The sequence below is a fragment of the Paenibacillus fonticola DSM 21315 genome, assembly GCF_000381905.1.
GTDB classification, from domain to species: domain Bacteria; phylum Bacillota; class Bacilli; order Paenibacillales; family Paenibacillaceae; genus Fontibacillus; species Fontibacillus fonticola.
This window is the reverse complement of record NZ_KB907255.1, coordinates 90,200-115,569: the sequence shown is the minus strand read 5'-3', so window position 1 is coordinate 115,569 and position 25,370 is coordinate 90,200. Positions and strand designations below refer to the sequence as shown.

Annotated in this window: 19 protein-coding genes; 14 read left to right on the top strand and 5 right to left on the bottom strand. The window is 51.4% G+C overall.

What is annotated here, in order from left to right:
• Window positions 1-66 precede the first annotated feature (66 nt).
• The 11 genes from G358_RS0112820 (at window position 67) to G358_RS0112770 (ending at window position 13,532) form a co-directional block, all read left to right on the top strand.
• Window positions 67-1,374 (top strand): MFS transporter, encoded by a 1,308-nt coding sequence (locus G358_RS0112820; RefSeq protein WP_019637632.1) that lies wholly within the window; start codon window positions 67-69, stop codon window positions 1,372-1,374.
• Between the two features lie 52 nt (window positions 1,375-1,426).
• Entirely contained in the window at window positions 1,427-2,368 is a 942-nt protein-coding gene (locus tag G358_RS0112815; RefSeq protein WP_019637631.1) for a sugar-binding transcriptional regulator, read from the top strand.
• Window positions 2,369-2,837: 469 nt separating this feature from the next.
• Complete coding sequence (gene deoC / locus G358_RS0112810) at window positions 2,838-3,503, top strand: deoxyribose-phosphate aldolase (RefSeq protein WP_019637630.1); 666 nt, start codon at window positions 2,838-2,840, stop codon at window positions 3,501-3,503.
• Window positions 3,504-3,569: 66 nt separating this feature from the next.
• Window positions 3,570-4,751, top strand: a complete 1,182-nt coding sequence (deoB, locus tag G358_RS0112805; protein WP_019637629.1) for a phosphopentomutase — start codon at window positions 3,570-3,572, stop codon at window positions 4,749-4,751.
• A 20-nt stretch (window positions 4,752-4,771) separates the two neighbouring features.
• Window positions 4,772-5,479 carry a purine-nucleoside phosphorylase gene (gene deoD / locus G358_RS0112800; RefSeq protein ID WP_019637628.1) on the top strand — a complete coding sequence of 236 codons (708 nt, stop codon included), beginning with the start codon at window positions 4,772-4,774 and terminating at the stop codon, window positions 5,477-5,479.
• 138 nt (window positions 5,480-5,617) lie between these two features.
• Window positions 5,618-6,919, top strand: a complete 1,302-nt coding sequence (locus G358_RS0112795; RefSeq protein ID WP_019637627.1) for a pyrimidine-nucleoside phosphorylase — start codon at window positions 5,618-5,620, stop codon at window positions 6,917-6,919.
• Window positions 6,920-7,224: 305 nt separating this feature from the next.
• Window positions 7,225-8,571 carry an extracellular solute-binding protein gene (locus G358_RS0112790; RefSeq protein WP_019637626.1) on the top strand — a complete coding sequence of 449 codons (1,347 nt, stop codon included), beginning with the start codon at window positions 7,225-7,227 and terminating at the stop codon, window positions 8,569-8,571.
• A 92-nt stretch (window positions 8,572-8,663) separates the two neighbouring features.
• The gene (locus tag G358_RS0112785; RefSeq protein WP_019637625.1) at window positions 8,664-9,554 is read left to right on the top strand and encodes a carbohydrate ABC transporter permease; all 891 of its coding nucleotides are present in this window, start codon (window positions 8,664-8,666) and stop codon (window positions 9,552-9,554) included.
• Between the two features lie 33 nt (window positions 9,555-9,587).
• Entirely contained in the window at window positions 9,588-10,451 is an 864-nt protein-coding gene (locus tag G358_RS0112780) for a carbohydrate ABC transporter permease (protein WP_026342232.1), read from the top strand.
• A gap of 98 nt (window positions 10,452-10,549) precedes the next feature.
• On the top strand, window positions 10,550-12,367 hold the full coding sequence (locus G358_RS0112775; RefSeq protein WP_019637623.1) for a sensor histidine kinase: 1,818 nt from the start codon (window positions 10,550-10,552) through the stop codon (window positions 12,365-12,367).
• Window positions 12,345-13,532: a response regulator gene (locus G358_RS0112770; protein ID WP_019637622.1), complete on the top strand. Its 1,188-nt coding sequence runs from the start codon at window positions 12,345-12,347 to the stop codon at window positions 13,530-13,532. The genes G358_RS0112775 and G358_RS0112770 overlap by 23 nt, the downstream gene beginning before the upstream one ends.
• Window positions 13,533-13,609: 77 nt before the next feature.
• On the opposite strand, the gene G358_RS0112765 is transcribed toward G358_RS0112770, so the two are convergent.
• Window positions 13,610-14,410 carry a hypothetical protein gene (locus G358_RS0112765; protein WP_019637621.1) on the bottom strand — a complete coding sequence of 267 codons (801 nt, stop codon included), beginning with the start codon at window positions 14,408-14,410 and terminating at the stop codon, window positions 13,610-13,612.
• A gap of 70 nt (window positions 14,411-14,480) precedes the next feature.
• Complete coding sequence (locus G358_RS0112760; RefSeq protein ID WP_019637620.1) at window positions 14,481-15,371, bottom strand: AraC family transcriptional regulator; 891 nt, start codon at window positions 15,369-15,371, stop codon at window positions 14,481-14,483.
• 186 nt (window positions 15,372-15,557) lie between these two features.
• On the opposite strand from G358_RS0112760, the gene G358_RS0112755 reads away from it, so the two are divergent.
• Window positions 15,558-18,917 carry a DUF5107 domain-containing protein gene (locus tag G358_RS0112755; RefSeq protein WP_019637619.1) on the top strand — a complete coding sequence of 1,120 codons (3,360 nt, stop codon included), beginning with the start codon at window positions 15,558-15,560 and terminating at the stop codon, window positions 18,915-18,917.
• A gap of 288 nt (window positions 18,918-19,205) precedes the next feature.
• Here G358_RS0112755 and G358_RS0112750 read toward each other — a convergent pair whose 3' ends face one another.
• Window positions 19,206-19,631, bottom strand: coding sequence for a DUF2500 domain-containing protein (locus G358_RS0112750; RefSeq protein WP_019637618.1), 426 nt, complete (start codon window positions 19,629-19,631; stop codon window positions 19,206-19,208).
• 517 nt (window positions 19,632-20,148) lie between these two features.
• Here G358_RS0112750 and hflX point away from each other — a divergent pair.
• Window positions 20,149-21,420 (top strand): GTPase HflX, encoded by a 1,272-nt coding sequence (hflX, locus tag G358_RS0112745; RefSeq protein WP_019637617.1) that lies wholly within the window; start codon window positions 20,149-20,151, stop codon window positions 21,418-21,420.
• A gap of 74 nt (window positions 21,421-21,494) precedes the next feature.
• On the opposite strand, the gene G358_RS0112740 is transcribed toward hflX, so the two are convergent.
• Both G358_RS0112740 and G358_RS0112735 read right to left on the bottom strand, forming a co-directional pair.
• Complete coding sequence (locus G358_RS0112740) at window positions 21,495-23,252, bottom strand: sensor histidine kinase (RefSeq protein ID WP_420836058.1); 1,758 nt, start codon at window positions 23,250-23,252, stop codon at window positions 21,495-21,497.
• A complete protein-coding gene (locus tag G358_RS0112735) occupies window positions 23,249-23,932 on the bottom strand; it encodes a response regulator transcription factor (RefSeq protein ID WP_019637615.1) in 684 nt (227 codons plus the stop codon). Before G358_RS0112735 ends, G358_RS0112740 begins: the two co-directional genes overlap by 4 nt.
• Before the next feature lie 291 nt (window positions 23,933-24,223).
• On the opposite strand from G358_RS0112735, the gene G358_RS0112730 reads away from it, so the two are divergent.
• Window positions 24,224-25,156 (top strand): manganese-dependent inorganic pyrophosphatase, encoded by a 933-nt coding sequence (locus G358_RS0112730; protein ID WP_019637614.1) that lies wholly within the window; start codon window positions 24,224-24,226, stop codon window positions 25,154-25,156.
• Window positions 25,157-25,370 lie beyond the last annotated feature (214 nt).

Below are 25,370 nucleotides of genomic sequence, written 5' to 3'. Positions count from 1 at the left end.
TGATATTCCTCTGACAATCGCGGGATAGGATAGGAGGACTAGAGACGCGAAAGGATAGATTCCCCTATGACTCGAAAAGACCGCTCCTCCCTATTATCGATACGAAGCTTCAGGCATATGTTTGCGGCTTATGCGCTCGCCTCTTTTGGCGACTGGTTCGACGCGTTGGCCATTCAAGTACTCGTCGCATACCGCTGGGGCGCCGATCCGATGCTGCTGGCTCTTATCCCGGTGACGATGGCGCTGCCGGCGGTGCTGCTCGGCTCCTTCGCCGGAACGGCCGCAGACCGGGTGCGTAAAGCGCGGCTTATGATGGTCTGCGACCTGGTCACCGCGGCGCTGACGCTATGCATTTTGGCTGCGCCTAACATGACCTGGCTGCTCCCGCTTCTGGCGCTGCGGGCGGCTTGCGGCGTGTTCCACGTGCCTGCCCAGCAGGCGCTGACGCGGCAAGTCGTGCCGCCGGCTTTGCTGTTTCAGGCGACCTCCTTCAACGGCCTGGTAAACCAGTCCTCGAAGGTGGCCGGCCCGTTGCTTGGCGCGATGACGCTAACAGCGCTGTCGCCCCAGGCGTGCATTATGCTCAATGCCGGAGTAAGGCTGTTGTCGGCCGTACTGCTCCTCCCGCTGCGAGGGCTTCCGGCTTTCCATCATACGGAGGAATCATTGAAGAGGGGCAATTCCAGCCGGGATCGGGCCTGGGATGCCTTTTTGCACAATTGGCGCGAAGGCTGGCTGTATCTTTTTCAGGCGAAAAAAGTGCTGTATACGATGACGTTCGGCTTTATTGGCTTGACCGCGCTGCTGATGATCGATTATCAGTTCCCGACGCTGCTGCGTACGATCGATTCCGCGAATGAATCGCTGATCGGCTGGCTGGTGTCCGCTATCGGAGCAGGGGCGGTGGCCATGCTTGTCGTCCTTAATCGATTGAACCGGATCGGTTACGGCTGGGGCCTTGGCGGGGGCTATGTACTGATCGGAACCGGGATCGCCCTTCTGGGGCTTTGTCCGCCGGGAACCGGCGTGCTGCTGCTTCTCGGACTCGGCGCGCTAATCGGCATCGGCAATGGCATGTATATGGTCACACAAAATTATATTTTGCAAAAAGAGACCTCCGAGCAGATGATCGGCCGGGTATTCGGCATTCAGAACACGGTCTCCAGTCTGGTGCTGCTCACCGCGCCTCTGATTGGGGGCCTTTTGATCAAGGCGGCTGGGGCAGGCGGAGCTTTTATGCTAATAGGCGCAGTCACTGCGCTGATTGGTCTGGCGGGCATTGCGTTTCGCTCCGCGATATGGGGCGCTTCGGCGCCGGCGCCAAGCCGCAATCCAGTTTCGGCGGCTGGCGAGGGAACCGGTAAGGCATTATAATGTTGGAAAGTAGTTGTATTGCCAATAATTAACGTAAAAGTAGGATGCATATATGGAAAAAGACAAGCGGAGCCTTAGTATCAAGGCGGCCAGACTGTACTATATTTCAGATTACAGCCAGCAGGAAATCGCAGCTCGGCTCGGCATATCTCGCCCCACGGTATCCCGCCTGCTCCAGCATGCGAAGGAACAGGGATACGTCCGCATCAGCATCGTCGATCCTATGGAGGATTTGAATGCGCTGGCTGACCGCGTCAAGGTGAAATACGACATCGACAAGGTGCTGGTTTGCCATTCTCCTCAGAACGAGTATCAGGAAATACAGGAGCATATCAGCAGGAAGGCAGCAGACTATTTGTACGAAACGGTCAAGGACGCGGACATTATCGGCGTGACCTGGGGAACGACCATGCACAAAGTGGCGCTTCATTTGCGGCATAAACAGCTCCGGGGCGTCGAGGTCGTACAGCTTAAGGGAGGCGTCAGCTACTCCCGGGCGAATACATTTGCAGCGGAGACGGTACATTTATTCGCGGAAGCTTATGATACCGTAGCGCGTTATTTGCCGCTGCCCGTTATTTTCGACAGCATCTCCCTTAAGCAAATGGTCGAGGAGGATCGGCATATTCAGCGAATCATCCAGCTTGGTAAACAGGCGAATGTTGCTGTTTTTACGGTCGGCACCGTTCAGGAGGATGCTCTGCTATTCCGGCTCGGCTATTTCAGCGAGGAGGAACAGAGGCTGCTGCAGTGTCGGGGAGCTGGAGATATATGCTCCCGTTTCTTCGACGCGGATGGGAACGTTGTCAGTGAGGAGATCAACGACCGTACAGTAGGTATTGATCTGCCCGATCTGCGCCGGAAGGAAAAGTCGGTCCTCGTGGCAGGCGGGCAGCGCAAACTGGCGGCCATCCGGGCTGCATTGAACGGCAAATACCCGAATGTTTTGGTAACCGATCAGTTTACAGCACAAGCATTATTAGATGAGGTTTAGGCAGCCTGTAGAGGCCACGTTAGCCAGAGTGAAATGCTCGAACCACGTTAGCCAGAGTGAAATGCTCGAACTGAGTTGAACTATCTCGAACTGAGTTGAACTATTTAGTTAAATTGATTTACTCTGGTTTGCGTTAGTCGAATCAGGCTATCAGTAAAGCTGGATCGCCCTTGTTTGCTGAGTCGAAATCAGATTGTCAGTGAAATTGGCTTGCTCGGATTGCTCTGGACTATACTCAATCGAATCAGTGCTCATTTGAATTAGACAGCTTAGCCGCTCGGAGAGCTCACCTGAATATTGTATGCATAGCGGGAATAATAAGCAGAGAAGCGTAATGAACATAATTTCAGACGCCAATATACATCTGTTCATCTTTTCGTCAAGGTGTTAAGATGGTGTTAATTGGTCAAGATAGTTCCAACGTGCATCATTTATTTACTGAATACAAACGATAGAGGAGAGCGTAATTATGAATATAGCTGGCATGATTGATCATACGCTGCTGCGGTCTGACGCGACGACAGAAGATATCAAGAAGCTGACGGACGATGCAAAGGAGTATGGATTCGCATCGGTGTGTGTAAACCCGGCGTGGGTAGCCTATTCCGCGGAACAGCTTGCGGGTACGAAGGTGAAGGTGTGCACCGTCATCGGCTTCCCGCTTGGCGCCTCGACTTCCAAGACGAAGGCTTATGAGACGGCTGATGCAATTGGCAGCGGCGCGACTGAGGTCGATATGGTCATCAATATCGGAGCGTTGAAGTCCGGCAGCGACGATATCGTTCTTCGCGATATTCAAGCCGTAGCCGATGCGGCAGCGGGCAGGGCTTTGGTTAAAGTCATTATAGAGACATCTCTCCTGACGGACGAGGAAAAGGTAAGAGCCTGCAAGCTGGCTGTACAGGCTGGTGCCGATTTCGTGAAGACGTCCACCGGTTTCCAAGGCGGAGGAGCGACGGCCGAGGATGTGGCTTTGATGCGCCGAACCGTAGGTCCGGACGTTGGCGTAAAGGCCTCGGGCGGCGTCCGCAGCCTGGAAGACGTCAATCGGATGATTGAGGCCGGCGCGACCCGTATCGGCGCAAGCTCCGGGGTGCAGATCGTGAAGGGAGAGCAGGGCTCCAGCTCTTATTAAGCAGTTGTATCAAAACCGATAACAGATGATCAATGCTCGTAAGCAGAAAGGAAGCAGTGAAAGAGCATGGCAAAATTCAAAAGAATTCACCTGATCGTACTGGACTCTGTCGGCATCGGTGAGGCTCCGGATGCGGACGAATTCGACGATGTGGGCGCGGATACGTTCGGGCATATCGCGGAGGCCTGCGGCGGGCTTAACATGCCGAACATGGCCCAGCTCGGCTTGTCCAATATCGTGCCAATTAAAGGCGTACCCCAGGCGGAGAAACCGCTGGCCTACTATACCAAAATGCAGGAGGCCTCGCGGGGCAAAGATACGATGACTGGGCACTGGGAAATTATGGGTCTCTACATCGATACGCCGTTCCGCGTCTTCCCGGACGGCTTTCCGGAGGAACTCATTCGCCGTATCGAAGAGAAGACGGGCCGCAAGGTTATCGGTAACAAACCGGCCAGCGGGACGGAGATCATCGATGAACTGGGCGAAGAGCATATGAAGACGGGCGCGCTGATCGTCTATACCTCAGCCGATTCTGTGCTGCAAATCGCCGCCCATGAAGAGGTGGTGCCGCTGAAGGAGCTGTACGAAATTTGCGAATTCTGCCGCGAGATCACTTTGGACGATCCTTACATGCTTGGCCGGATTATCGCCCGTCCGTTTATCGGCGAGCCGGGAAATTTTACGCGAACATCGAACCGGCACGACTATGCGCTCAAGCCTTTTGGCCGTACGACGATGAACGAACTAAAGGATGCTGGCTTCGACGTGATAGCCCTCGGCAAAATCTCCGACATTTACGACGGAGAAGGGGTGACCAAGGCAGTGCGCACCGTATCCAATATGGATGGCATGGAGAAGTTGGCCGAGACGATCAAGACGCCGTTTAGCGGGCTATCCTTTGTAAATCTGGTGGACTTCGATGCTGTCTATGGTCATCGGCGCAATCCGAAAGGCTACGGTCAGGCGCTTGAGGAATACGATGCCCGCCTGCCGGAGGTGCTTGAGCTGATGCAGGATGACGATCTGCTGATCATTACGGCGGATCACGGCAACGACCCGACGTACAAGGGAACGGATCATACGCGAGAATACGTGCCGCTGCTGGTGTATTCGAAGTCTTTTGCCGGAGGAGGACAAGAGCTGCCGCTGCGTAAGACCTTTGCGGACATCGGGGCAACCGTCGCGGATAACTTTGGAGTAAAAATGCCAGAACACGGAGTAAGCTTCTTGGCTGATTTAAAATAACAATAGAGGAGGAAGCCGTGATGAGTGTACACATCGCAGCTAAGCAAGGAGACGTTGCGGATACGATTTTGCTGCCAGGCGATCCGCTGCGGGCAAAGTATATTGCAGAAACCTATTTAAGCGACGTAACTTGTTATAACGAAGTGCGCGGGATGCTTGGTTTTACAGGAACCTACCAAGGCAAGCGGGTGTCCGTGCAGGGGACGGGAATGGGCATTCCGTCCATTGGAATTTACGTTCATGAGCTGATTCAGGAGTACGGTGTCAAAAACCTGATGCGCGTGGGCACATGCGGGGCAATGCAGGAGTATGTCCGTGTGCGGGAAGTTATTCTCGCCCAAGCGGCGTGCACGGATTCCAGCATAAACCGCCATACTTTCGGCGGTTACGATTACTCTCCGATCGCCAGCTTTCAGCTGCTTAAGGCCGCGTATGAGCGGGGAGCAGCCAAAGGGCTGAACATGCATGTCGGCAACGTCTTCACCTCTGACGTGTTCTACCGTGACGACAAAACCGTGGTCCAGAAGCTGATGGATTACGGTGTGCTTGGTGTGGAAATGGAGACGACCGCGCTTTATACGATCGCAGCCAAGTTCGGCGTGAACGCGCTCACCATTCTTACCGTGAGCGATCATTTGATCACCGGTGAAGAGACTACGGCCGAGGAGCGCCAGACGACGTTCCATGACATGATGGAGGTAGCGCTGGAGACGGCTGCTACTTTGTAATTTCCTGTTCTTTGTAGTTTCCTGTAGTTTTTTGTAGTTATCGGCGATTAGGAAGCTAAGATTGATGCAAGTCAGGTTATGCAACACGATGACGCTATGCAAGAGCAGCTAATCAGATCAGAGTAAGGAGAATCTGCGATGAGAATGGTGGATTTGATTGAGAAAAAGCGTGACGGACAGGAACTTACGACCGAGGAAATTAATTTCATCATCGAAGGCTATACGCGGGACGAAATTCCTGATTATCAGGTGAGTGCGCTGGCCATGGCGATCTATTTCAAGGATATGAGCGAGCGCGAACGGGCCGACTTGACGCTGGCGATGGCCCGATCCGGCGATATGATCGACCTGTCGGCGATCGAAGGAGTGAAGGTAGATAAGCACTCCACCGGAGGAGTCGGCGATACGACGACACTTATCCTCGCTCCGCTGGTCGCTGCGCTGGACATTCCCGTAGCCAAAATGTCGGGACGGGGGCTAGGCCATACGGGCGGCACGACAGATAAGCTGGAGGCGATTCCCGGCTTCCATGTCGAACTGGCCAAAGAGGAGTTCGTGAAGCTCGTTAACGAGCATAAAATCGCGGTCGTTGGCCAGAGCGGCAATTTGACGCCAGCGGACAAGAAGCTTTACGCGCTGCGCGATGTGACGGCCACGGTCAATTCGATTCCGCTGATTGCCAGCTCCATTATGAGCAAGAAAATCGCCTCCGGCTCGGATGCGATCGTCCTGGACGTGAAGACGGGCGCCGGCGCCTTTATGAAGACCGTAGAGGACGCCAAGGAGCTTGCGCATGCCATGGTCAGCATCGGCAACAATGTTGGCCGCAGAACGATGGCGGTCATCTCCGACATGAGCCAGCCGCTCGGTGCGGCGGTTGGCAACGCCTTGGAAGTCCGCGAAGCGATCGACACCTTGCGCGGCACCGGGCCGAAAGACTTGGAGGAGCTGTGCCTAGCCCTTGGCCGTCAGATGGTCTTCCTTGCAGGCAAAGCCGCTTCGCTGGAAGAAGCGGAGGAGAAGCTGCGGGAGGTTATCCGCAACGGGAAAGCGCTGGAGAAATTCAAGGAATTCATTGCGAATCAGGGCGGGGACGCCTCGATCGTCGATGATCCCGGCAAGCTGCCGACAGCTGCGTACCGGATTGAAGTACCGGCCAAGAAAGACGGCGTGGTCGCATCCATCGTCGCCGACGAGATCGGCACCGCGGCCATGCTCCTCGGAGCGGGCCGGGCGACAAAGGAATCGGAAATCGATCTGGCGGTCGGCCTGATGCTCAACAAAAAAATCGGCGACAAGGTGGCTGTAGGAGAATCTTTGGTGACGATTCATGCCAACCGGGAAAACGTCGATGAAGTCATCGAGAAAATCTATGCAAATATTACAATCGCCGAGCAGGCGACAGCTCCAGCGCTCATACACGGCTTTGTGACCGAGTAGACTGCAGCTGCAGAGCAGCTAAAATCTGCTTCCCAAACGGGAGGCAGATTTTTTTGAACTTAGACACCTGAACTCCTGAACTTAGACACCTGAACTCCTGAACTTAGACACCTGAACTCCTGAACTTAGACACCTGAACTCCTGAACTTAGACACCTGAACTCCTGAACATAGACTCCTGAACTTAGACTTTTTAAAATTTGACATAGTTCCGAAGAAATCAAACCTCTTTTCTAAAAAACACACCTCCCCAAATGGCCTCATCCCGCTCATAATTAGGGCTATAAATGATTAGGGGGGAACGAAGTGGTGAAAAAGTCCAAAATGTTAGGTCTCGCTCTGTCGGCGGCGCTCGTATTTGGCTTGGCGGCTTGCGGAGGCGGGGCGAAAGAAACCCAGGGAAGCTCTAGCAACGCAGGGAATAGCGGTACAGCTGCAGAGGTAAAAGCTCCAGATAAGAAAATAACGATTACATTCCAGAATATATTCCCGGATCCGACCGATCCCAAGCATCAAATTATGAATAAGCTCGTCGATAAGTATGAAAGCGAAAATCCTAACATCAAGATCGAACTGGATTCTCTCAATACGGATCAGCAGAAATTGAAACTGAAAACGCAGGCCGCATCGAAGGAGGTTCCGGATATTACCGTAGTGAACCCTGCGGCGCAGATGAAGCCTTTTGTCGAAGCTAATCTGTTTGCACCACTTAACGACATGCTCGACCAAAATGGCCTAAAGGACACATTCCAGGAAGGGCTTCTGGACTGGTACAGCTTTGATGGCAATATTTATGCGCTTCCCGATGGGAACAACATCGCGGTTGTATATTACAATAAAGAGCTGTTCGAGCAAGGGGGAGTTGAAGTTCCGACAACCTTCGAAGAAATGCTTGATGTAGTGAAAAAGCTTAAAGAAAAAGGAATTACGCCGATTGCGATCGGTGAGAAGGATTCGTGGACGGGTTCCTTCTTATTTATGAATATGCTGCTCCGTACAAACGGCCCTGGATTTCTAAACGATGTGCTGGATAACAAGAAAACCTTTGAAGATCCGGCGTTCCTTCAGGCGGTTGATGCTTTCCAGAGCCTGGTGGAAGCGGGGGCCTTCCAAGAGGGAGCCACCTCTTTTGATTATAATGCCGGGGAGAATTTATTTAAGACAGGTCAATCTGCAATGTATTTTATGGGGTCATGGGCAACGGGCGGAATTGAAACATCGTCTGTGAACGGAAAAGTAGGCGTATTTAAATTCCCGACGATCGGAGGCAAAGGAGATCCGAACGAATTCATGCTAGCGCCGGGCAGTGCCTTTGCGATTTCAGCGGACAGCAAACACCTGCAGGAAACGAAGGATTTCTTGAACTACTTTATGCTGAATTTCCCGAAAGAAGCTTTTGATGCGAAAGGCGCAGTCGGGATTGGTCAGATTGTGGAAGGCGACTTTAAGGCTGCGGGATACTCCGATATGGCGATGGAAGTGCTTGATCTGTTTAAAGAAGTGAAGGGCGGCGACCTGGCGTTCGACAACACAATGAATCCGGGCACTGCTCAAGCCCACCTAAGCAGCATTCAGAACTTATTCGTACAGAAGAAAGAGTCCTCCGAGGTGGCCAAAGAACATCAGACAGCCTATGAAGCAAACAATAAATAGATTGCAATAACTATTGCTGCAACGCCGTATGAAGGGGACACTAGCTGTTCCCTTCATGCTCTATCATGCTAGCCTGAAGGAGGAGATGCGGTATGAACGTGCTTAAGGTCTCCCGCCTTACGATCACCCTGTTTGTGCTGCCTTGTTTGCTCATCTACTCAGGGATGGTATTCATCCCGATTCTCGTATCGCTTTACAGCGGATTGCTCGATTGGAATGGAATTGGCGAGTCGACGTTCGTCGGGCTGGAAAATTTCAAAAATTTATTTTTTCATGATCCCGTGTTTTGGCCTTCCGTACGAAGAACGCTAATGTTCGCCGTATTTTCCATGTCCGAAATTCCGATTGCTTTGCTGGTGGCCATTTTACTGCGCCGTTTTATCAAGAGACCGAACTTCCTGGTGTCCAGCTACTTTTTGCCTGTTATTTTGTCTGTCGTTATTGTCGGTCAGCTATGGAAGACGATTTATAACCCGGCCTCGATGGGCGGTATGCTGAATCAGGTGTTAATTATGGCTGGCCTGGATTCCTGGGCGAGACCGTGGTTAACCGATCCTGCGGTGGCGATGTACGCCCTGTACTTTGTCGCATTATGGCAGTATTTGGGGTATCACACGTTAATTCAATTTACCGGGGTTTCCAACATTCCAAACGAGCTGTATGAGGCAGCGCGCATTGATGGCGCAGAAGGCTTCAAGGCGGATAGGCACATTACATTCCCGCTCATTGTTCCCATTTTCAAAATATCGATCGTGCTCGCATTCATCGGTTCGCTCCAAGCATTCGATATGGTGATGGTCATGACGGCCGGAGGGCCTGCCCATGCTACAGATGTCATTTCTACTCATATGTACAACATGTCGTTCTTATCGATGAAGTACGGCTACGGCAGCTCGATCGCCGCATTTCTTGTCGTCGTATGCCTGATCGCCACACTGATTATTAATTTGATCTTCAATTCATTAGAAAAACGGTTCTCGTAAAGGAGGAAAATCGAGATGAACCCATCAGGTGCCATGGCCGTTCGGAATGAGACCGCCGTACCGAAGCGCAGACGATTTTCTGTTACGAAAGGAATCGTTCTTCTACTGCTGTCCCTGCTCGTTGTGACCCAGGTATACCCGCTGCTTTGGCTGCTCCTGTATTCTTTTAAGACAAATGAGGAAATATTGTCCGGGAGCTTCTTCGCCCTTCCGCAGTCACCGCAATGGATAAATTATACTTCCGCTCTGGCAGGAGGAAGATACCTTCGTTATCTATGGAACAGCTTTTCTGTTACCTCGATAACGATGATCAGCGTCATTGTTTTAAGCTCGCTAGCGGCCTTTGCGATCAGCCGTTTTCGCTGGAAGTACGGGCAGGCGGTTATGCTGGTCTTTCTGATTGGCATGATGATTCCACTGCAAGCGACACTGCTGCCGCTAATGATCATTTTTAAAAATATGCAAATTCTGAACACGCATTTATCGATTATTTTTCCATATATCGCGTTTTCTACGCCGATTTCCGTATTTATTCTCAACGGCTTTATGAAGTCGATCCCCCATGAGATCGAGGAGTCAGCCATTATGGACGGGGCGAGCGTCTTTCGGGTGTACAGAAACATCATGCTGCCCATTTCGGTCCCGCCGATTATGACCGTATGTATTCTGACCTTCATTAACATCTGGAATGAATATATATTGGCGGCAACCTTCATTTCCTCCGAATCGCTGAAAACATTGCCCTTTGGTGTAAACAGCTTTGTCAGCCAATATTCGGTGAACTACGGAGCCATTGGCGCGTTTCTGGTGCTGGGTGCGCTTCCCGTTATCGTCATCTATTTTCTGTTAGCGGATAAAATTACGCAAGGCATGGTAGCAGGTGCTGTAAAAGGATAAAAGATTGAACGGTTATTGTGATAAACTGGGATTGAAGCCGCATGCAAAGCCGTTTCGCATTGAACAGCTTCAGAAGCGAATGAAGGGAGACTACGTCATTGGCTCGAGGATTCCGCTCAATCCATAGCCGTCTTTTTCTGCTTTTTTTAACGTGTATGACCGCCATACTTATTTTAGTCAGCTTCCTGTATTATTCGCGTGCTTTAGCTATTATTCATTCTAAAATCAGCGACATTGCCCAGAAAAATATTTCGCAAACCGCCGGTCTGTTCGATCTGATGCTAGAAGGGTATAACAGTGTCACTAAATCGCTGAACAGCAACTATGAGCTGACCCGCCTGCTTAAAGAAACATCGAGCAACCCGGCGGTTTCCGTCATTAATGAGCGGTCGATTACGAATATTATCGGAGCAACCTTCTATTCCCGCAAAGAGATCGTAGGAATCCATATCATTACAAACGGCGGCAAAGTATACAGCTATGAGAAACAATTTGCCGGGGTTATCGATATTAACTATGCACAGACAGATTGGTACAGCAAATTGAAGGCGTCCTCCGGTGACATGGTCTGGCTGGGCCTGTATTCCGGATCTCCGATTAATACGATGCAGCAGGATACAGTATTCGTCTTTGGACGGCAGCTTTACGATTTAACGGATTATAAATCTATCGGCGTTATGGTCATTGAGACGGATCCTATTCCGATTACAGAAGCATTGTCCAATGTAAGTATAAGTCCTGGCACCCACGTATATATTACAGGGACGAATAATCAGCTCATTGCCAGCAAGGGACAGCAGGGGGCCGGGTGGCCCGATTTTTCCCAGCTCCCCAAGCCTTCGCCGGATCAGGGGATTATCGTTGATGATACATCTGATCATTTAATTGTTGCCGCCAATACCTCGCTTGCCGATTGGACGATATATGGACTCACCCCAAAAAGCGACTTTAGCGCGGAAATCAACCAGACCCGGATGTATTTGTTTATCGTCGTACTTGCGCTTATCATCGTATCAACGGTGCTTGCCTCCATCGTATCGAGGACGATAGCCTCTCCGCTAAAACTATTGATCCGGGAAATGAAAAAGGTTGAGCTGGGTAATTTCAGCGGCTCGGTAAACGTAAACTCCTTTGAGGAAATCAACAGCCTGGTCTCTTCCTTTAACCGGATGGTTCATCGGATGGATGAATTGATTCAGAGGATCAAGCTGTCCTCCGTTAGTGAAAAGAACGCACAGCTGCAGGCGCTTCAATCGCAGGTGAATCCGCATTTTTTGTACAATACGCTGGATATGATTTACTGGATGCTCGATGAGAAGGGCAATGAGAGGTTAAGCCGCGTTATTTTGTCCCTGTCGCAAATGTTTCGTTACAGCAGCGATTGGGAGGAAGCGTCGCAGACGACACTTCGGCATGAACTGGAGCAAATCCGTCATTACTTAACGATTATTGAAAGCCGTTTGAACGATCGGGTGCAGACGGAAATTAAGGTGGATGAGCGCTGGCTGGATGTCGTTTTGCCTAAAATGACGATTCAGCCCATTATTGAAAACGCGGTAAAATACGGCCTGGAGCCGCTGGGAAGTCCATGCAGGCTGCAGGTTCATACGGTACAGCACAACCATCAGCTGCATATTAAAATTACCGATCATGGTATGGGAATGGATGAAGATACGCTGGAGCAGATTCAATCTACCCTGCGCATGAAGCCAAGCTTTGCCCTTGAACCGGTAAATCGGCCGAGAAGAGGGATCGGGCTGCAAAATGTTCATGCCAGAATCAGCATGATGTTTGGTGAAGGCTATGGAGTGCGCGTGGAGAGCCAGCAGGGAAAAGGAACGACGGTAACCGTCGTAGTACCGATACCATTACCGATGCAAGGAGGGCTCCGAGATGAAAATTCTTATTGTGGATGATGAGTCTGTCATCCGTGAAGGTATTATGCGAACGATTCAGAGAGCGTATCCGCAATATGATATTTATCTGGCTGCCAGTCCGGAGGAAGCAGTGCAACTGCTGCGCAGCTGTCCGATTGAGGTCGTATTGACCGATATTTTGATGCCAGGCATGACGGGGCTGGAATTGATGCAGCTATCCAAAGCGAGCTATCCGCATATTAAATGGGTGATCATTTCCGCCTATTCCGAATTTGCCTATGCGAAGGAAGCTATGACGCTTGGAGCGATAGATTATTTGCTGAAGCCGATCGGCAAGCAATTGCTGCTGGAGATGATCGATAAGCTAAAACCACTTATTGATCGTGAAGCGGAAAAAATCCAGGAGTCGAAAATGCTAAGTGCAAACTTGAAATTTTTGCGTGAAGCCGTATTCCAGCGTTGGGCATCCGGACTTGATATCGGGGGCATGGATATGACTTCAATGATCAATAATCACCCTCGGTTTCAATTGGTTATGGTCAAAATGGAAAGCGACCGGACCTTGCATTTGGAGCATTTTATTATTGACAATGTACTGACTGAACTAACGGCCCTTTACGGTACAGGTTTCGTCACCACTTTTGATGCTAAGAGCTTACTGGGCCTTATAACGACCAATGAAGAGAACGCCTTGGACAGCATGCTGGAAGAGCTCCGGAATTGCCTGAAAAAATACATAAGGGTGCCCTTTCAGATTATGCACAGCGAAGTGCTGCATGATTTCGATGGTATACCGGCGGAAGTACAGCGGATGCACCAGGACTCAGTCAGCCATGAATTTGAATATTATGCGACCAGCGGGAATGAAATTATTGAGGTGGCAATTCAGTATATCCGGGCCTATTACAATACCGACTTATCCTTGGATAAGGTAGCCTCGATCGTGTACTTAAACCCCGTCTATTTCAGTCAGGTGTTCAAGCAGAAGACGGGCTATGGCTTCAAGGAATATGTCATTCATTTACGCATGGAAATGGCGAAGCAATTGCTGCTGAATCCACAGCTGAAGCTGGCCGACATTTCCGAACGGATCGGTTATCAGGACGTAAAGCATTTTACCCAGGTTTTCCGCCGGAAATACAATGTTACGCCTACCGAATACCGGCAGGAGTGCCGGGTCGACGCGCGCAAAGCGTGTCCATGAACAAGAGAAATGATGATGTGGTTTAAAATGGTTTACAACCTGAGGCGCCGTGAGGCGTCTTTGTTTATGGTTAGCCATTAATCGGGAACCCATTGCAGCTGGTTTCCGTTAAATGCCCAGCGGGATAAATGCTTTTCAGAAATTTCCGCCTGAAAAGTGTTCGTCTCGATTTCATATATCACCACAGCTGCGTCCATCAGCTCGTTTAACTGGGCTATGGAAATCCGGCCGCCAGAACTTTTGTAAATCGATGTTTCAGCGGCTGTACCGACGGTCGCCACGATTTCCACGATGCCATCATTGTCGACATCGGCTTCGACGGTATGCGCTTCAATGGGCAAGAGCAGAGGAGCCTTGCCGCTCAGCTCATCCAACTGGACATAGTACGCGATAGGACAGTTGGCTCCGCAAGAACCGGTAATCTTAATCCATGTTCCTCCCAGCGCACTTACCTCGCTAATGGTGAAGTCTTCAGCGCCTTGGCTGCCGGAATATCCGATTCGGCCGACCTCATATCGGATATCGCCGCTATTGACCGCGGCGTAAACAGTCTCAGCGTCATCTTGCTTTCGATAAACCTCCACCTCATAATTGCCGATGGGCTTGCTATAGAGCACGTTGAACGTGAACGGCTCGGCACCCTCCTCAGCCTCCGCTTTCCGGAGCGGCTGGAGTACTTCCGTATCAAAAAATTCCGGCAAAAAAATCTGCGTCGCCGGAGGACTCGCCGTTTCCTTCGTAATGACGGCTGTTTCCGTGCCATCATTCGCTTCTTGGGTAAGCGGAACCTCCGTAATCCTTTCTTCTGCCGCCGTATTGCAGCCTGTCAAGGCCAGCATTGCCGCTGTAACCAGGACAATAAAGTTTAACTTCTTCATACCGGGATGACCAACTCCTTATCATATAACTATATTAACGCCTTTTGAGGAGGTTAGTTCCAGCCAGAGGTTAGCCTTTAGGGATGCTCCGATATTCCGTCGGAGAGCAGCCGTTGAACTTCTTGAACAGGCGGGAAAAATAATACGGATCAGGAAAGCCGACAGAAGCGGCGATTTCCTTAATGCTGAAATCGGTTAAATCAAGCAGACTGCTGGCCCGCTGCATTTTCATCCGAATAAAGTATTCAATTGGGGGACAGCCAGTTTCCTGGTTAAATAAATAAATTAAATGCTGCTTGGATAAACCGGTGTGCCGGGCTAAGTCGGGAAGCGTGATGGACTCAGCCAATCTGTCGGTCATGTAGCGGAGGGCTTGCTCTAAATAACGCTCTCTTTTTTTGTCCTGCAGGGAGCCTCCGGCACTAATTCCGATGCTGCTTAGCAGATGCCTCATCGTATTGGCCGCATGGATTTGAACGGGCAGCGAATACGCTTTATTGACAAGCAGACTGTAGCACTGTTCGAAATCCTCCAGCATTTTCGCATGTGCGCTTAAAGGAAGCGTGACGAGCCCGCGATCCAGGCCGTAGAAGCGAATAAGCTGGCTAGCGTGATCTCCTTGCAGGTGGAACCAGTAAATACTCCAGGGATTGTCCGCAGAGGCACCATAGCGATGGGGCGTGCCCGCAGGAATAACGGCGAGCTGCCGCTGCTCCACGACAGTATGCTGTCCCCCGTCGTACTCAACCCATCCGCTGCCCTGGGCACAGTATATAAAGATGTGGGCAGGGCAGCCTTCTTTTCGCTCACGAAAGTGAAACTGGGCATGCGGAAAACTGCCGATATCGCTAATAAAAAGCGAGCGGGTCAGCTCTGATTCACCCAGCTCCTTCAGCATGTACTCTGGCTGGACGAATAGCTTCTGTGATGCAAAGCCGTCCGGTTTTTGGATGTTCGTCATCTGGGAGGCTCCTTTAAAAATCATTTTCAGATAATAATTCATTATGATTGAAATAAACGATACAAATTAAAGTGATCTTTAAGAGATATATACGAATATAATCCATCATATCCCGTATTTCGTCAATTGGAGTTTGCCTGCTTTCGCAGTAAAGTGAGAGTAACCACAACGGAGGAGGTAGTCTAAATGAGCGAGAAGCAGCCGGCAGGGCACGTGAGCGGCACCGCAGTACGGGTATGGGAAGAGGACGTCTCGATTCCAACCTATGGGGTCGGAGAGCCGGATAAGAATCCGATGTTTTTGGAGAAAAGAGTGTATCAAGGCAGTACAGGGCGAGTATACCCGCATCCGGTCATTGATAAAATCAAAGACGATAAAGCGCCTGTGACCTATCGGATGGCGATTTTGGAAAACGAATACATGCGCATTGAAATTATGCCGGAGATTGGCGGACGCATATATCGCGCCGTCGACAAAACGAACAACTATGATTTCGTCTATTACAACCGGGTAATTAAGCCGGCGCTCGTCGGTTTGACTGGACCGTGGATATCCGGAGGGATTGAGTTCAACTGGCCGCAGCATCACCGGCCGACAACGTTCAACCCGGTGGAGCATTCGCTCTCCGAGAACGAGGATGGCAGCGCTACGGTATGGGTCAGTGAAATCGACCGGATGTACGGCACGAAAGTGACAGCCGGATTTACTTTGCATCCCGGCAAAGCGTACATTGAAATATCTGGACAATTCTACAACCGTACCCCCGAGCCGCAAACGTTCCTTTGGTGGGCCAATCCGGCCGTTGCCGTAAATGATCATACCCAGTCGGTGTTCCCGCCGGACGTAACCGCTGTGTTTGACCATGGAAAACGGGACGTATCCCGGTTTCCGATTGCGACGGGAACTTACTATAAGATGGATTACTCGGAAGGCGTAGATATTTCCCGCTACAAAAATGTTCCTGTCCCGACATCTTATATGGCTTACAAGTCGGACTTCAACTTTATCGGCGGCTACGACCATGGGGTACAGGCCGGACTTCTGCATGTGGCAAACCATCATATTTCCCCGGGCAAAAAACAATGGACATGGGGGAATGGTGATTTCGGACAAACGTGGGATCGCAGCCTGACGGATGAAGACGGCCCGTACATCGAGCTAATGACGGGAGTATATACGGATAATCAGCCTGACTTCACCTGGCTTCAGCCCTACGAGTCCAAATCGTTCAAGCAATATTTCATGCCCTATAAAAATATCGGTGTCGTCAAAAATGCATCCATCGACGCCGCCGTCAATCTGGAGGTGGATGAGCAGACAAAAACGGCGACCGTGCTTGCCTATGCCACATCCGAGTTTGAGGGAGCAGTAATAGAGCTTAAGGGCAAGACGCGCACTTACGGACATGATTCCGTATTGCTCTCCCCGACATCGACTTATAAAACCGTAGTAACCTTGGACGAAGGCGAGTCCGCCCACGATTTAATCGTATCGGTCCGCGATGCAAACGGGCGGCTTCTGATTTCGTATCAGCCTGCCAAGCCGTCGATCGAGGAAGTACCGGATGCGGCTAGCGCGCTTCCTGAACCGCAGGAGATCAAGACGATAGAGCAGTTGTATTTGGCGGGGCTGCATCTGGAGCAATACCGTCACGCTACGTTCGAGCCCGAAGCGTACTACCTGGAAGGACTGAAGCGCGACGCGGGCGATATCCGAATTAATGTAGCTTACGGTACGCTGCTGCTGCGCAGGGGGCAGTTTGCGGAGGCGGAGCGCCACTTCCGCGCGGCCGTCAAATCATTGACCTGGCGGAATCCGAACCCTTACGACAGTGAAGCATACTACCAGCTGGGGCTGGCATTAAAGCTGCAGGGCCGGCTGGAGGAGGCGTTCACCGCTTTCTACAAAGCTGTTTGGTCGGCTGCATGGCAGGACAGCGGATTTTTAGCGCTGGCCCAAATCTCCAGCCGGAAACACGATTATGACGAGGCGCTTGAGCTCATTGAAAATTCGCTTATTCGCAACAGCCGCAACTATAAGGCCCGTTTGTTGAAGACCGCTGTACTTCGCAAGCTGGGGCGCCATGCGGAAGCACTGGCGTACGCCGAGGAGACGCTGGGCCTGGATGTAGCTGACTTCGGGGCCGCCAACGAGAAATGGATTCTGCTGCGCAGCCTCGGGGAGGGCGCGGGAGCGGAGGCGACGCTTGCCTCGCTGCGGCGGCTCATGCGGGACAATGTCCACAATTATTTAAGCTTGGCATCGGATTACGTAGACTGCGGACTGCTGGAGGAGGCGGCGGATGTCCTTGGGCGGGTAGTCCCGGGCGCTGCTGCGGATGTCTACCCGATGCTACATTACGCCCTCGCTTATATACATGAGCAAACGGGCGCCCCGGAAGTGGCGGAAGCGCACCGGAAAGCCGGAAACGAGGCGTCACCGGATTACTGCTTCCCGAACAGCCTGTTTGACCTGCTCGTGCTGCAAAGCGCCAAGCGGGCCAATCCGCACGACGATAAGGCAAATTATTATTTGGGCAACTGGTATTACGACAAGAAGCGGCCGGATGACGCTATCGCCCACTGGGAAGCTTCCCGTCAGGCAAATGACCGGTTTGCTACGGTGCACCGTAACTTGGCACTGGCCTATTACAACAAACGGAATGATGGCCAAGCCGCATTGGAGTCGCTGGAAAAAGCCTTTGCTTTAAATGAACGGGACGCCCGTGTATTTTATGAGCTGGATCAGTTGTACAAGAAGGCAGGTTATTCCGTCGAGAAAAGATTCGCTAATTTAGAGCGGCATAAAGAGCTTGTTGATGAGCGGGATGATGTGTATGTGGAGTACGTGACGCTGCTGAACTCTCAGCGCCGTCATAAGGAAGCGCTTGAGGCGCTGGCGGCGCGCCGCTTTCATCCTTGGGAGGGCGGCGAAGGCAAGGTGACGGGGCAATATGTGCTTGCCCATGTGGAACTCGCCAAGCAGGCGCTGGAAGGGCAGCGCTATGATGAGGCCGTTCATCTGCTGAATGAGGCGCTGGTCTATCCCGCTAATCTGGGAGAGGGCAAATTAGCCGGGGCGCAAGAGAACAACATTTATTATTATCTTGGCAATGCCTATGAGGGCCTGGGCCGTCATGAGAAGGCAGTCGAGTGCTGGAATAAGGCATCTGTCGGCCTGGAAGAGCCGGCCAGCGCGATGTATTATAATGACCAGCCGCCGGAGTTGATATTTTATCAGGGGATGGCGTGGCACAAGCTCGGCAACGAGAAGGAGGCCAAACGCCGCTTCAACAAACTGGTTGACTATGCCGAAAAGCATCTGTTTGAGGATGTAAAATTTGATTACTTCGCGGTATCGCTGCCGGATTTCCTGGTCTTTGAGGACGATCTGAATAAGCGCAATGAAATTCACTGCCGATATATGAGAGCGCTTGGCTTGCTGGGCCTCGGGCAGTTGGAAGAAGCGAAAAGCCAGCTTGATGAGGTGCTTCGTCTCGACCTCAACCAGCAAGGGGCGATGATTCACCGGGCCATGTGTTTATAACTGTTTAAGTAAGGATCAGAAATGGACTGGGACAGTTCAGGAACAAGCTAAGAACGGACCGGGAGCGACCAATAGTTGGCCGAGAGCAATCAAGAGCGGACCGGGATCAGACCAATAGCTTGCAAAAGATCAGATCAAGAGCAGACTAGAATCATGCTAAGAGCGCGGGCTAAGCTCCAGACTAATAACAAACTGATAGAAAACAGCAAGACCGGTCTTTTGAGAGGCCGGTCTTGCTGTTCTCTTTTTACGCGTGTTAAGCAAGGTATAATATTTGTATTAATTGCATTAATAGGAGCCTGCATAACTTCTTTCCCGGCTTCGCTCAAATGCAACAATCCACTCCCCCTGCACGAGAGCGTATCCTGTATCGCCTTCAACGACGAGTCCGTATAGGCTCTTGACGTCAAGATACTCCTTGCGTTGTCCATTATCGAATTGCAGTGTGATGTAATAGTGGGTCCGCGATGTGGAGGAATGCATATGATCGTCCGCATGATGGCTGGAATGATGCTCTACATACGTCCTCTTGGACACGACGGTGGCAAATACTGATTCCTGGGGCGAGCGTTTGTTTTGGGCGTATTTTACTCCGTTTGAGATGAACATGGCGATAATGATTCCAAATCCGATGATGAAAATGATAGGGAAAAGAGTGGAAACTAAGCTGAAAAGCCCTCCACCTCCCATAGGTGAAAAACCGAAGTCAATCATGTGGCAAGCCTCCTTCATAATATAAACGGAATACAAATGCAATTGGTTTCGGATAATGTTTTCTATATTCATATGTAACCAAACTGGACATAAGCACGCTTGACTACAGAGATCCTTTAAACAGCTTGGTGGCGGTAATTTGTGCCGTATTGTAAATTATGTTAAAATGGAGTCAATTTAGAGAAGAACGGAGGGTTCCCTATGATTTACATTAGATCCCGTTTCACCACTTTGCGCGGCTAATTGAATAGTGCTCAAAGGCTCTGCCTGTGCAGGGCAAACGGGATAGGTGTGCTATCATAAAGGGAATCTTTATAATAGAATATACCGATCGTACCTGACGTCGCTTACGGTAAGCGCTATTTGCCGTAGGCTCGATGTCTTGGTGGTCTTGTTTGCATGACACAGGGGATGCCTGTGTTTTTATTTTTCATTTTTAACTTTTTGATCATACAGATGATCACAGAGTAAGCTAAGCCAGAAACTCGGCATCGATGCCGAAGGAGGTTATACGTATATGGAACAACTACAGCAGAAGGCGATACTCGTAGGCGTCAACCTGAATCATCAGGAGGATTTCGATTACTCGATGGAAGAGCTGACGAACTTGACGGAGGCTTGCCAGATTGAAGTTGCCGGCATGCTAACGCAAAATTTGCCCAAGGCGAATAAATCCCATTATATCGGAACAGGCAAAATCGGGGAAGTCCGCGGGCTGATTGAAGGACAGGAGGCGAACCTCGTTATTTTCAACGATGAGCTGTCTCCGTCGCAAATCCGCAATTTGGAGGCGGACCTGGAGTGCAAGGTCATCGACCGGACGGTGCTCATTCTCGACATTTTTGCCCAGCGGGCCAAGACGAGAGAGGCTCAGCTTCAGGTGGAGGTTGCTCACATGAAGTATATGCTGCCGCGCCTCGTCGGGATGAGGGAGTCCCTCGGCCGGCAGAGCGGCGGCGTTGGTACGAAGAACCGCGGGGCAGGGGAGACGCGGCTCGAGCTGGATCGCCGGCGGATCGAAGAGAAGATCACGGTGCTGAGCAAAGAGCTCGAGAATCTTGTAGCCCATCGCCAAACCCAGCGTAAGCAGCGCAAGAAGAAGGAACTGCCTGTCGTGTCTTTGGTCGGATACACCAACGCGGGAAAATCAACGATTATGAATGCGCTGATGGAGCAGTACAACCAAGCGCCGGAGAAGCTGGTTTTTGAGAAGGATATGCTGTTTGCCACGCTGGAGACCTCGGTGCGGAACATTCCGCTGCCGGACAACAAAGCTTTTTTGCTCACGGATACGGTCGGCTTTGTCAGCAAGCTCCCGCATCATCTGGTCAAAGCGTTCCGCTCCACGCTGGAGGAAGTGGCCGAGGCCGATCTGCTAATCCATGTCGTCGATTACAGCAACCCGGAATATGAGCGCCTCATTCAGATTACTAACGAGACGCTGAAGGAAATCGGCATAACCGATATTCCGACGATATATGCGTACAACAAGAGCGATCTGACCAATCAGCCTGTGCCTGAAGTACAGGAGGATCGGATTTATATGGCTGCGAAGCCGCGAATCGGTATCGAGGAATTGGTGCAGTGCATCAGGAAGTCGATCTTTAAGGACTACATCCGCTGTGAGATGCTGATTCCGTATGATCAAGGGGCGCTCGTTTCCCATTTCAACGAGAATGCGAATATCGAGGCGACCAGCTACGAGGCTGAAGGCACCAAGCTTGTAATGGAGTGCAGGCTGAGCGATTACAGCAAATTTCAACAGTATGTTATTGAAAGTGATAGCTAGGAAATAAACGAAACAAAGGCTCGGGACAGGACGCTTTATGAAGCGCGGCTGCCCGGGCCTTTTGCTGTTTCTGTTTATTTACTTTGTTTGCCGTACGTGTTCAGCGGTAATTGCACCTCAAAAGTGGCGCCATCGTCTGGCGAACTGGATACTTGAATAACGCCGCCATGCGCTTCAACGATGGACCGGGTGATGGAGAGGCCGAGCCCTGCGCCTCCATGGCTTCGCGTCCGCGAGGAGTCGCTGCGGTAGAAGCGATCGAATACGTGGGGCAAGTGCTCCGGCGGGATGCCGCAGCCGTTGTCGCGAATCAACAGCATGGCCTTCGTACGCGATGCAGTTAGCGTTACAGTAATAAGGCCTTGCTCGGGATCGGTATGCTGCACCGCGTTGCTGAACAGGTTGAGGATGACCTGTTTGATCGCATTGTCATCATACATACCCGTAACCCCTCCCGTCAGGGCGAAACGGACCGCCCGCTGCTTGGCGAGCATCCGCAAATGAGGCTCCATCTCGGAAATAAGGGCATCCAGCCGCGTTTCCCGCAGCTCCAGCACGGGTTGGCGGTCCAGCTTGGCGAGCAGCAGCAAATCCTCGACGAGCTTCTTCATGCGCGTGGATTCGCCCAGCATGCTGTTTAAGGAGGCCTGCAATTGCTCCGGATTCGCTGCGGCACCGCGCAGCAGCACCTCCAGAAATCCGTGGATGGAGGTGAGCGGCGTCCGCAGCTCATGCGAGGCATCCGCGATGAAACGGCGCATTTGCTCTTTCGCTTCCCGCTCGCCTTCGAAGGACACCTCGAGCCGTTCGAGCATTCCGTTGAACGACTCGGCGAGGGCGTCGATCTCCATCTGTCCCTGCCTGGAAGGGAAGCGGATGCTCAGGTTGCCGGCATTGATGTCCTCGACGGTGCGAACCATGCGATTCAGCGGATGCAGCGTACGCCGCAGCAGGGGAAGGTAGAGCATCAGGCCGCAGGCCAGGGCCAGCGCAGACAGACCAGCGAATGTCAGCAGCTGGCGCAGAATGATGCTCCGCAGCGGGGCAGTGTCCTTGCCGATCTGGATCAGCCCGTGTTGGGCTTCGGGCCCTCTGGCCGGGCGGAAGACGACGAGCTGCTCCCGGCCGGTCTTATCCTGCACCACCTCATAGCCGTCATGCACTCTATGCTCGAATTGCTTCTGAATAGCGGCATATTTCTCGGCGGACAATTGCGGCGATACCATTCCCTCAGCTCCGGTGAAGTCGGTGAACTCGCCGCTTGCCGATATATAGGCGATCGACATGTCAGGGAGAAATAGCACCGGCCGATTGCTCGGATTATTTGGATTGTCTCTTGCCGTAGCGGGACCAGCAGAGCTAGCAGGATCGGCAGAGCTAGCTGAACTTGCAGAACCAGCAGGACCGGTAGAGCTAGCAGGATCAGCAGAGCTAGCAGGACCGGAAAAGTTAGCAGAACCTGCAGAGCTAGCAGGACCGGAAAAGTTAGCAGAACCTGCAGAGCTAGCAGGATCGGCAGGGGGGGACTCCCCGCTTAGCGCTGGCGCGCGAATGTTCCAGTGCTCGGGAACGAAGCCAGGGATGCCGAAGAGATCCTTCGGAAGCCCCAGCAATTGGGAAGTCATCGTTTTCGCCTGGTTCCGGTATAGAAAATCATTCATGATGACGTATTGCAGCACACCGATCAGCAGCAACAGCACTGCCAGCACGAGCAAGGAACGGGACAGCAGCTGGATTCGGAGAGAACGAGGGGCTGCCGTGTTCCGAATGCGGCTGCGAAGGCTTTGAAGCAGCTTCAGCCTGCTCATAAGCCTGCCCATAAGTCTACTCATATATCGACCCTGTACCCGGCTCCGCGCAGCGTCCGGATGAGGCGATGCTCTTTGTCGTTCAATTTATCCCGCAGAGACCGGATATACACCTCGACGATGTTCTCTTCGCCTCCGAAGTCGTAGCCCCATACTTTATCCAGAATTGTCGTCTTGCTAAGCACGATGCCATGATTAAGTACGAGATATTTAAGCAATTCGTACTCTGTAGGCGATAGCTCCAGCACTTGTCCCTGGAAGATGATTTCCTTCTTCTTGTCATTGACTCGAAATGGGCCGAGCGCCACTTCACCGATCAGCGCCGGGAACTGGTTGCGCAGGCGTGCGCCGATGCGGGCAAGCAGTTCTTCGAAGCTGAACGGCTTTACGATGTAGTCGTCAGCCCCGATCGTCAGCCCCTTGACCCGGTCCTCCACTTCATCTTTCGCAGTCAGCATGATGATGGAGGCAGACAAGCCGTTTTTTTTCAGCATTCGGCACACCTCCCATCCGTTCATACCGGGCATCATCACGTCCAGTACGACGATATGCGGCTGGAATTCCGCGGCCAGATTAACGGCGCTAAGACCATCGTGCGTGCTCTGCACTTCGTATCCTTCATTGATCAGCCCGAGCTCCAGAAATTGAACGATATGGGGCTCATCGTCGACGAGCAAAATTTTTATGCCTTTTATGTGACTCATTGGTTGAAGCCTCCTCTAGTAGCGACTGGCGGTTTAATTTTCTATTTCCGAATGATATGTCTTTATGGTTGTCTCTGTTAATTGCCTTTATTTAATTGCCTCTATTATAGAGAACATTACTGAAAACAAGCTGAAAAAAATCTGAGTTCTTTCTTAATTCCGTTCCGCCATATTTACAGATATGATCCTAATCTATGTAAAATATTTGAATCTGGGACTCTATCATCTTGATTGTCCGAGGCCTTGTAGGATATACTTTTCTAAGTTAATGAGTAAAAGGAGAGTATTGAGATGGACAAAGTATTGATTTTCGGCCACAAAAATCCGGATACGGATACAATTTGCTCTGCCATTGCTTATGCAGATTTGAAATCCAAGCTAGGCTGGAATGTCGAAGCCGTCGCTCTTGGCAGCGTGAACGGGGAGACGGGATTCGCTTTAGAGCGTTTCGGGTTCAAGGCACCTCGCATAGTGGAAAGCGTAGCGGGCGAAGTGAAGGATGTTATTCTCGTTGACCACAACGAACGCCAGCAGAGCGTTTCGGATATCGAGCAAGTACGGGTGGCAGAGGTTATCGACCACCACAGAATTGCCAATTTTGAGACAAGCGGGCCGCTGTATTACCGTGCGGAGCCTGTCGGCTGTACAGCAACGATTTTGAACAAAATGTATAAGGAGAACGGCATCGAGGTTCCGGCGAACATCGCAGGCTTGATGCTGTCGGCGATTATTTCCGATTCTTTGCTGTTCAAATCCCCAACCTGCACCGAACAGGACGTCGCAGCCGCTCGCGAGCTGGCTGGGATTGCCGGGGTGAATGCGGAAGAGTACGGCCTGGACATGCTTAAAGCGGGAGCGGACCTAAGCGACAAAACGATTGAGGATCTGGTTTCCCTCGATGCAAAGGAATTTGATATGGGCGGCTCCAAGGTAGAAATCGCTCAGGTCAACGCGGTTGACGTGAATGACGTACTGTCCCGCCAATCGGAGCTGGAAGCGGCGCTGGCAGGCATCGTGGAGAAGAAGGGACTCGATCTGTTCCTGTTCGTCGTAACGGATATTCTGAACAACGACTCCGTCGGTCTGGCAGTAGGCAAAGACACAGCAGCGGTCGAAGAAGCTTACGGCGTTAAGCTTGTCGATAACAAAGCGGTACTGAAGGGCGTAGTATCCCGCAAATCGCAAATCGTACCGGTATTGACGGATATTTTCAATAAGCGTTAATTCAACAACGTCTTTAATGTTAAACAACGATCATAAAGAGCCCGGAGCAGATAATCTGCTGCCGGACTCTTTTTTATTTTCTCGTATCGTATAAAGTTCCGGACTTTTAGGGTAATAAGGTTTATGCGCAGATGAGCGCGACTCAATTCGTCGTCGTACATATGAAAAAGTGTATGGCTCAATTCAGCGTCGTACATATGAAAAAGTGTATTTG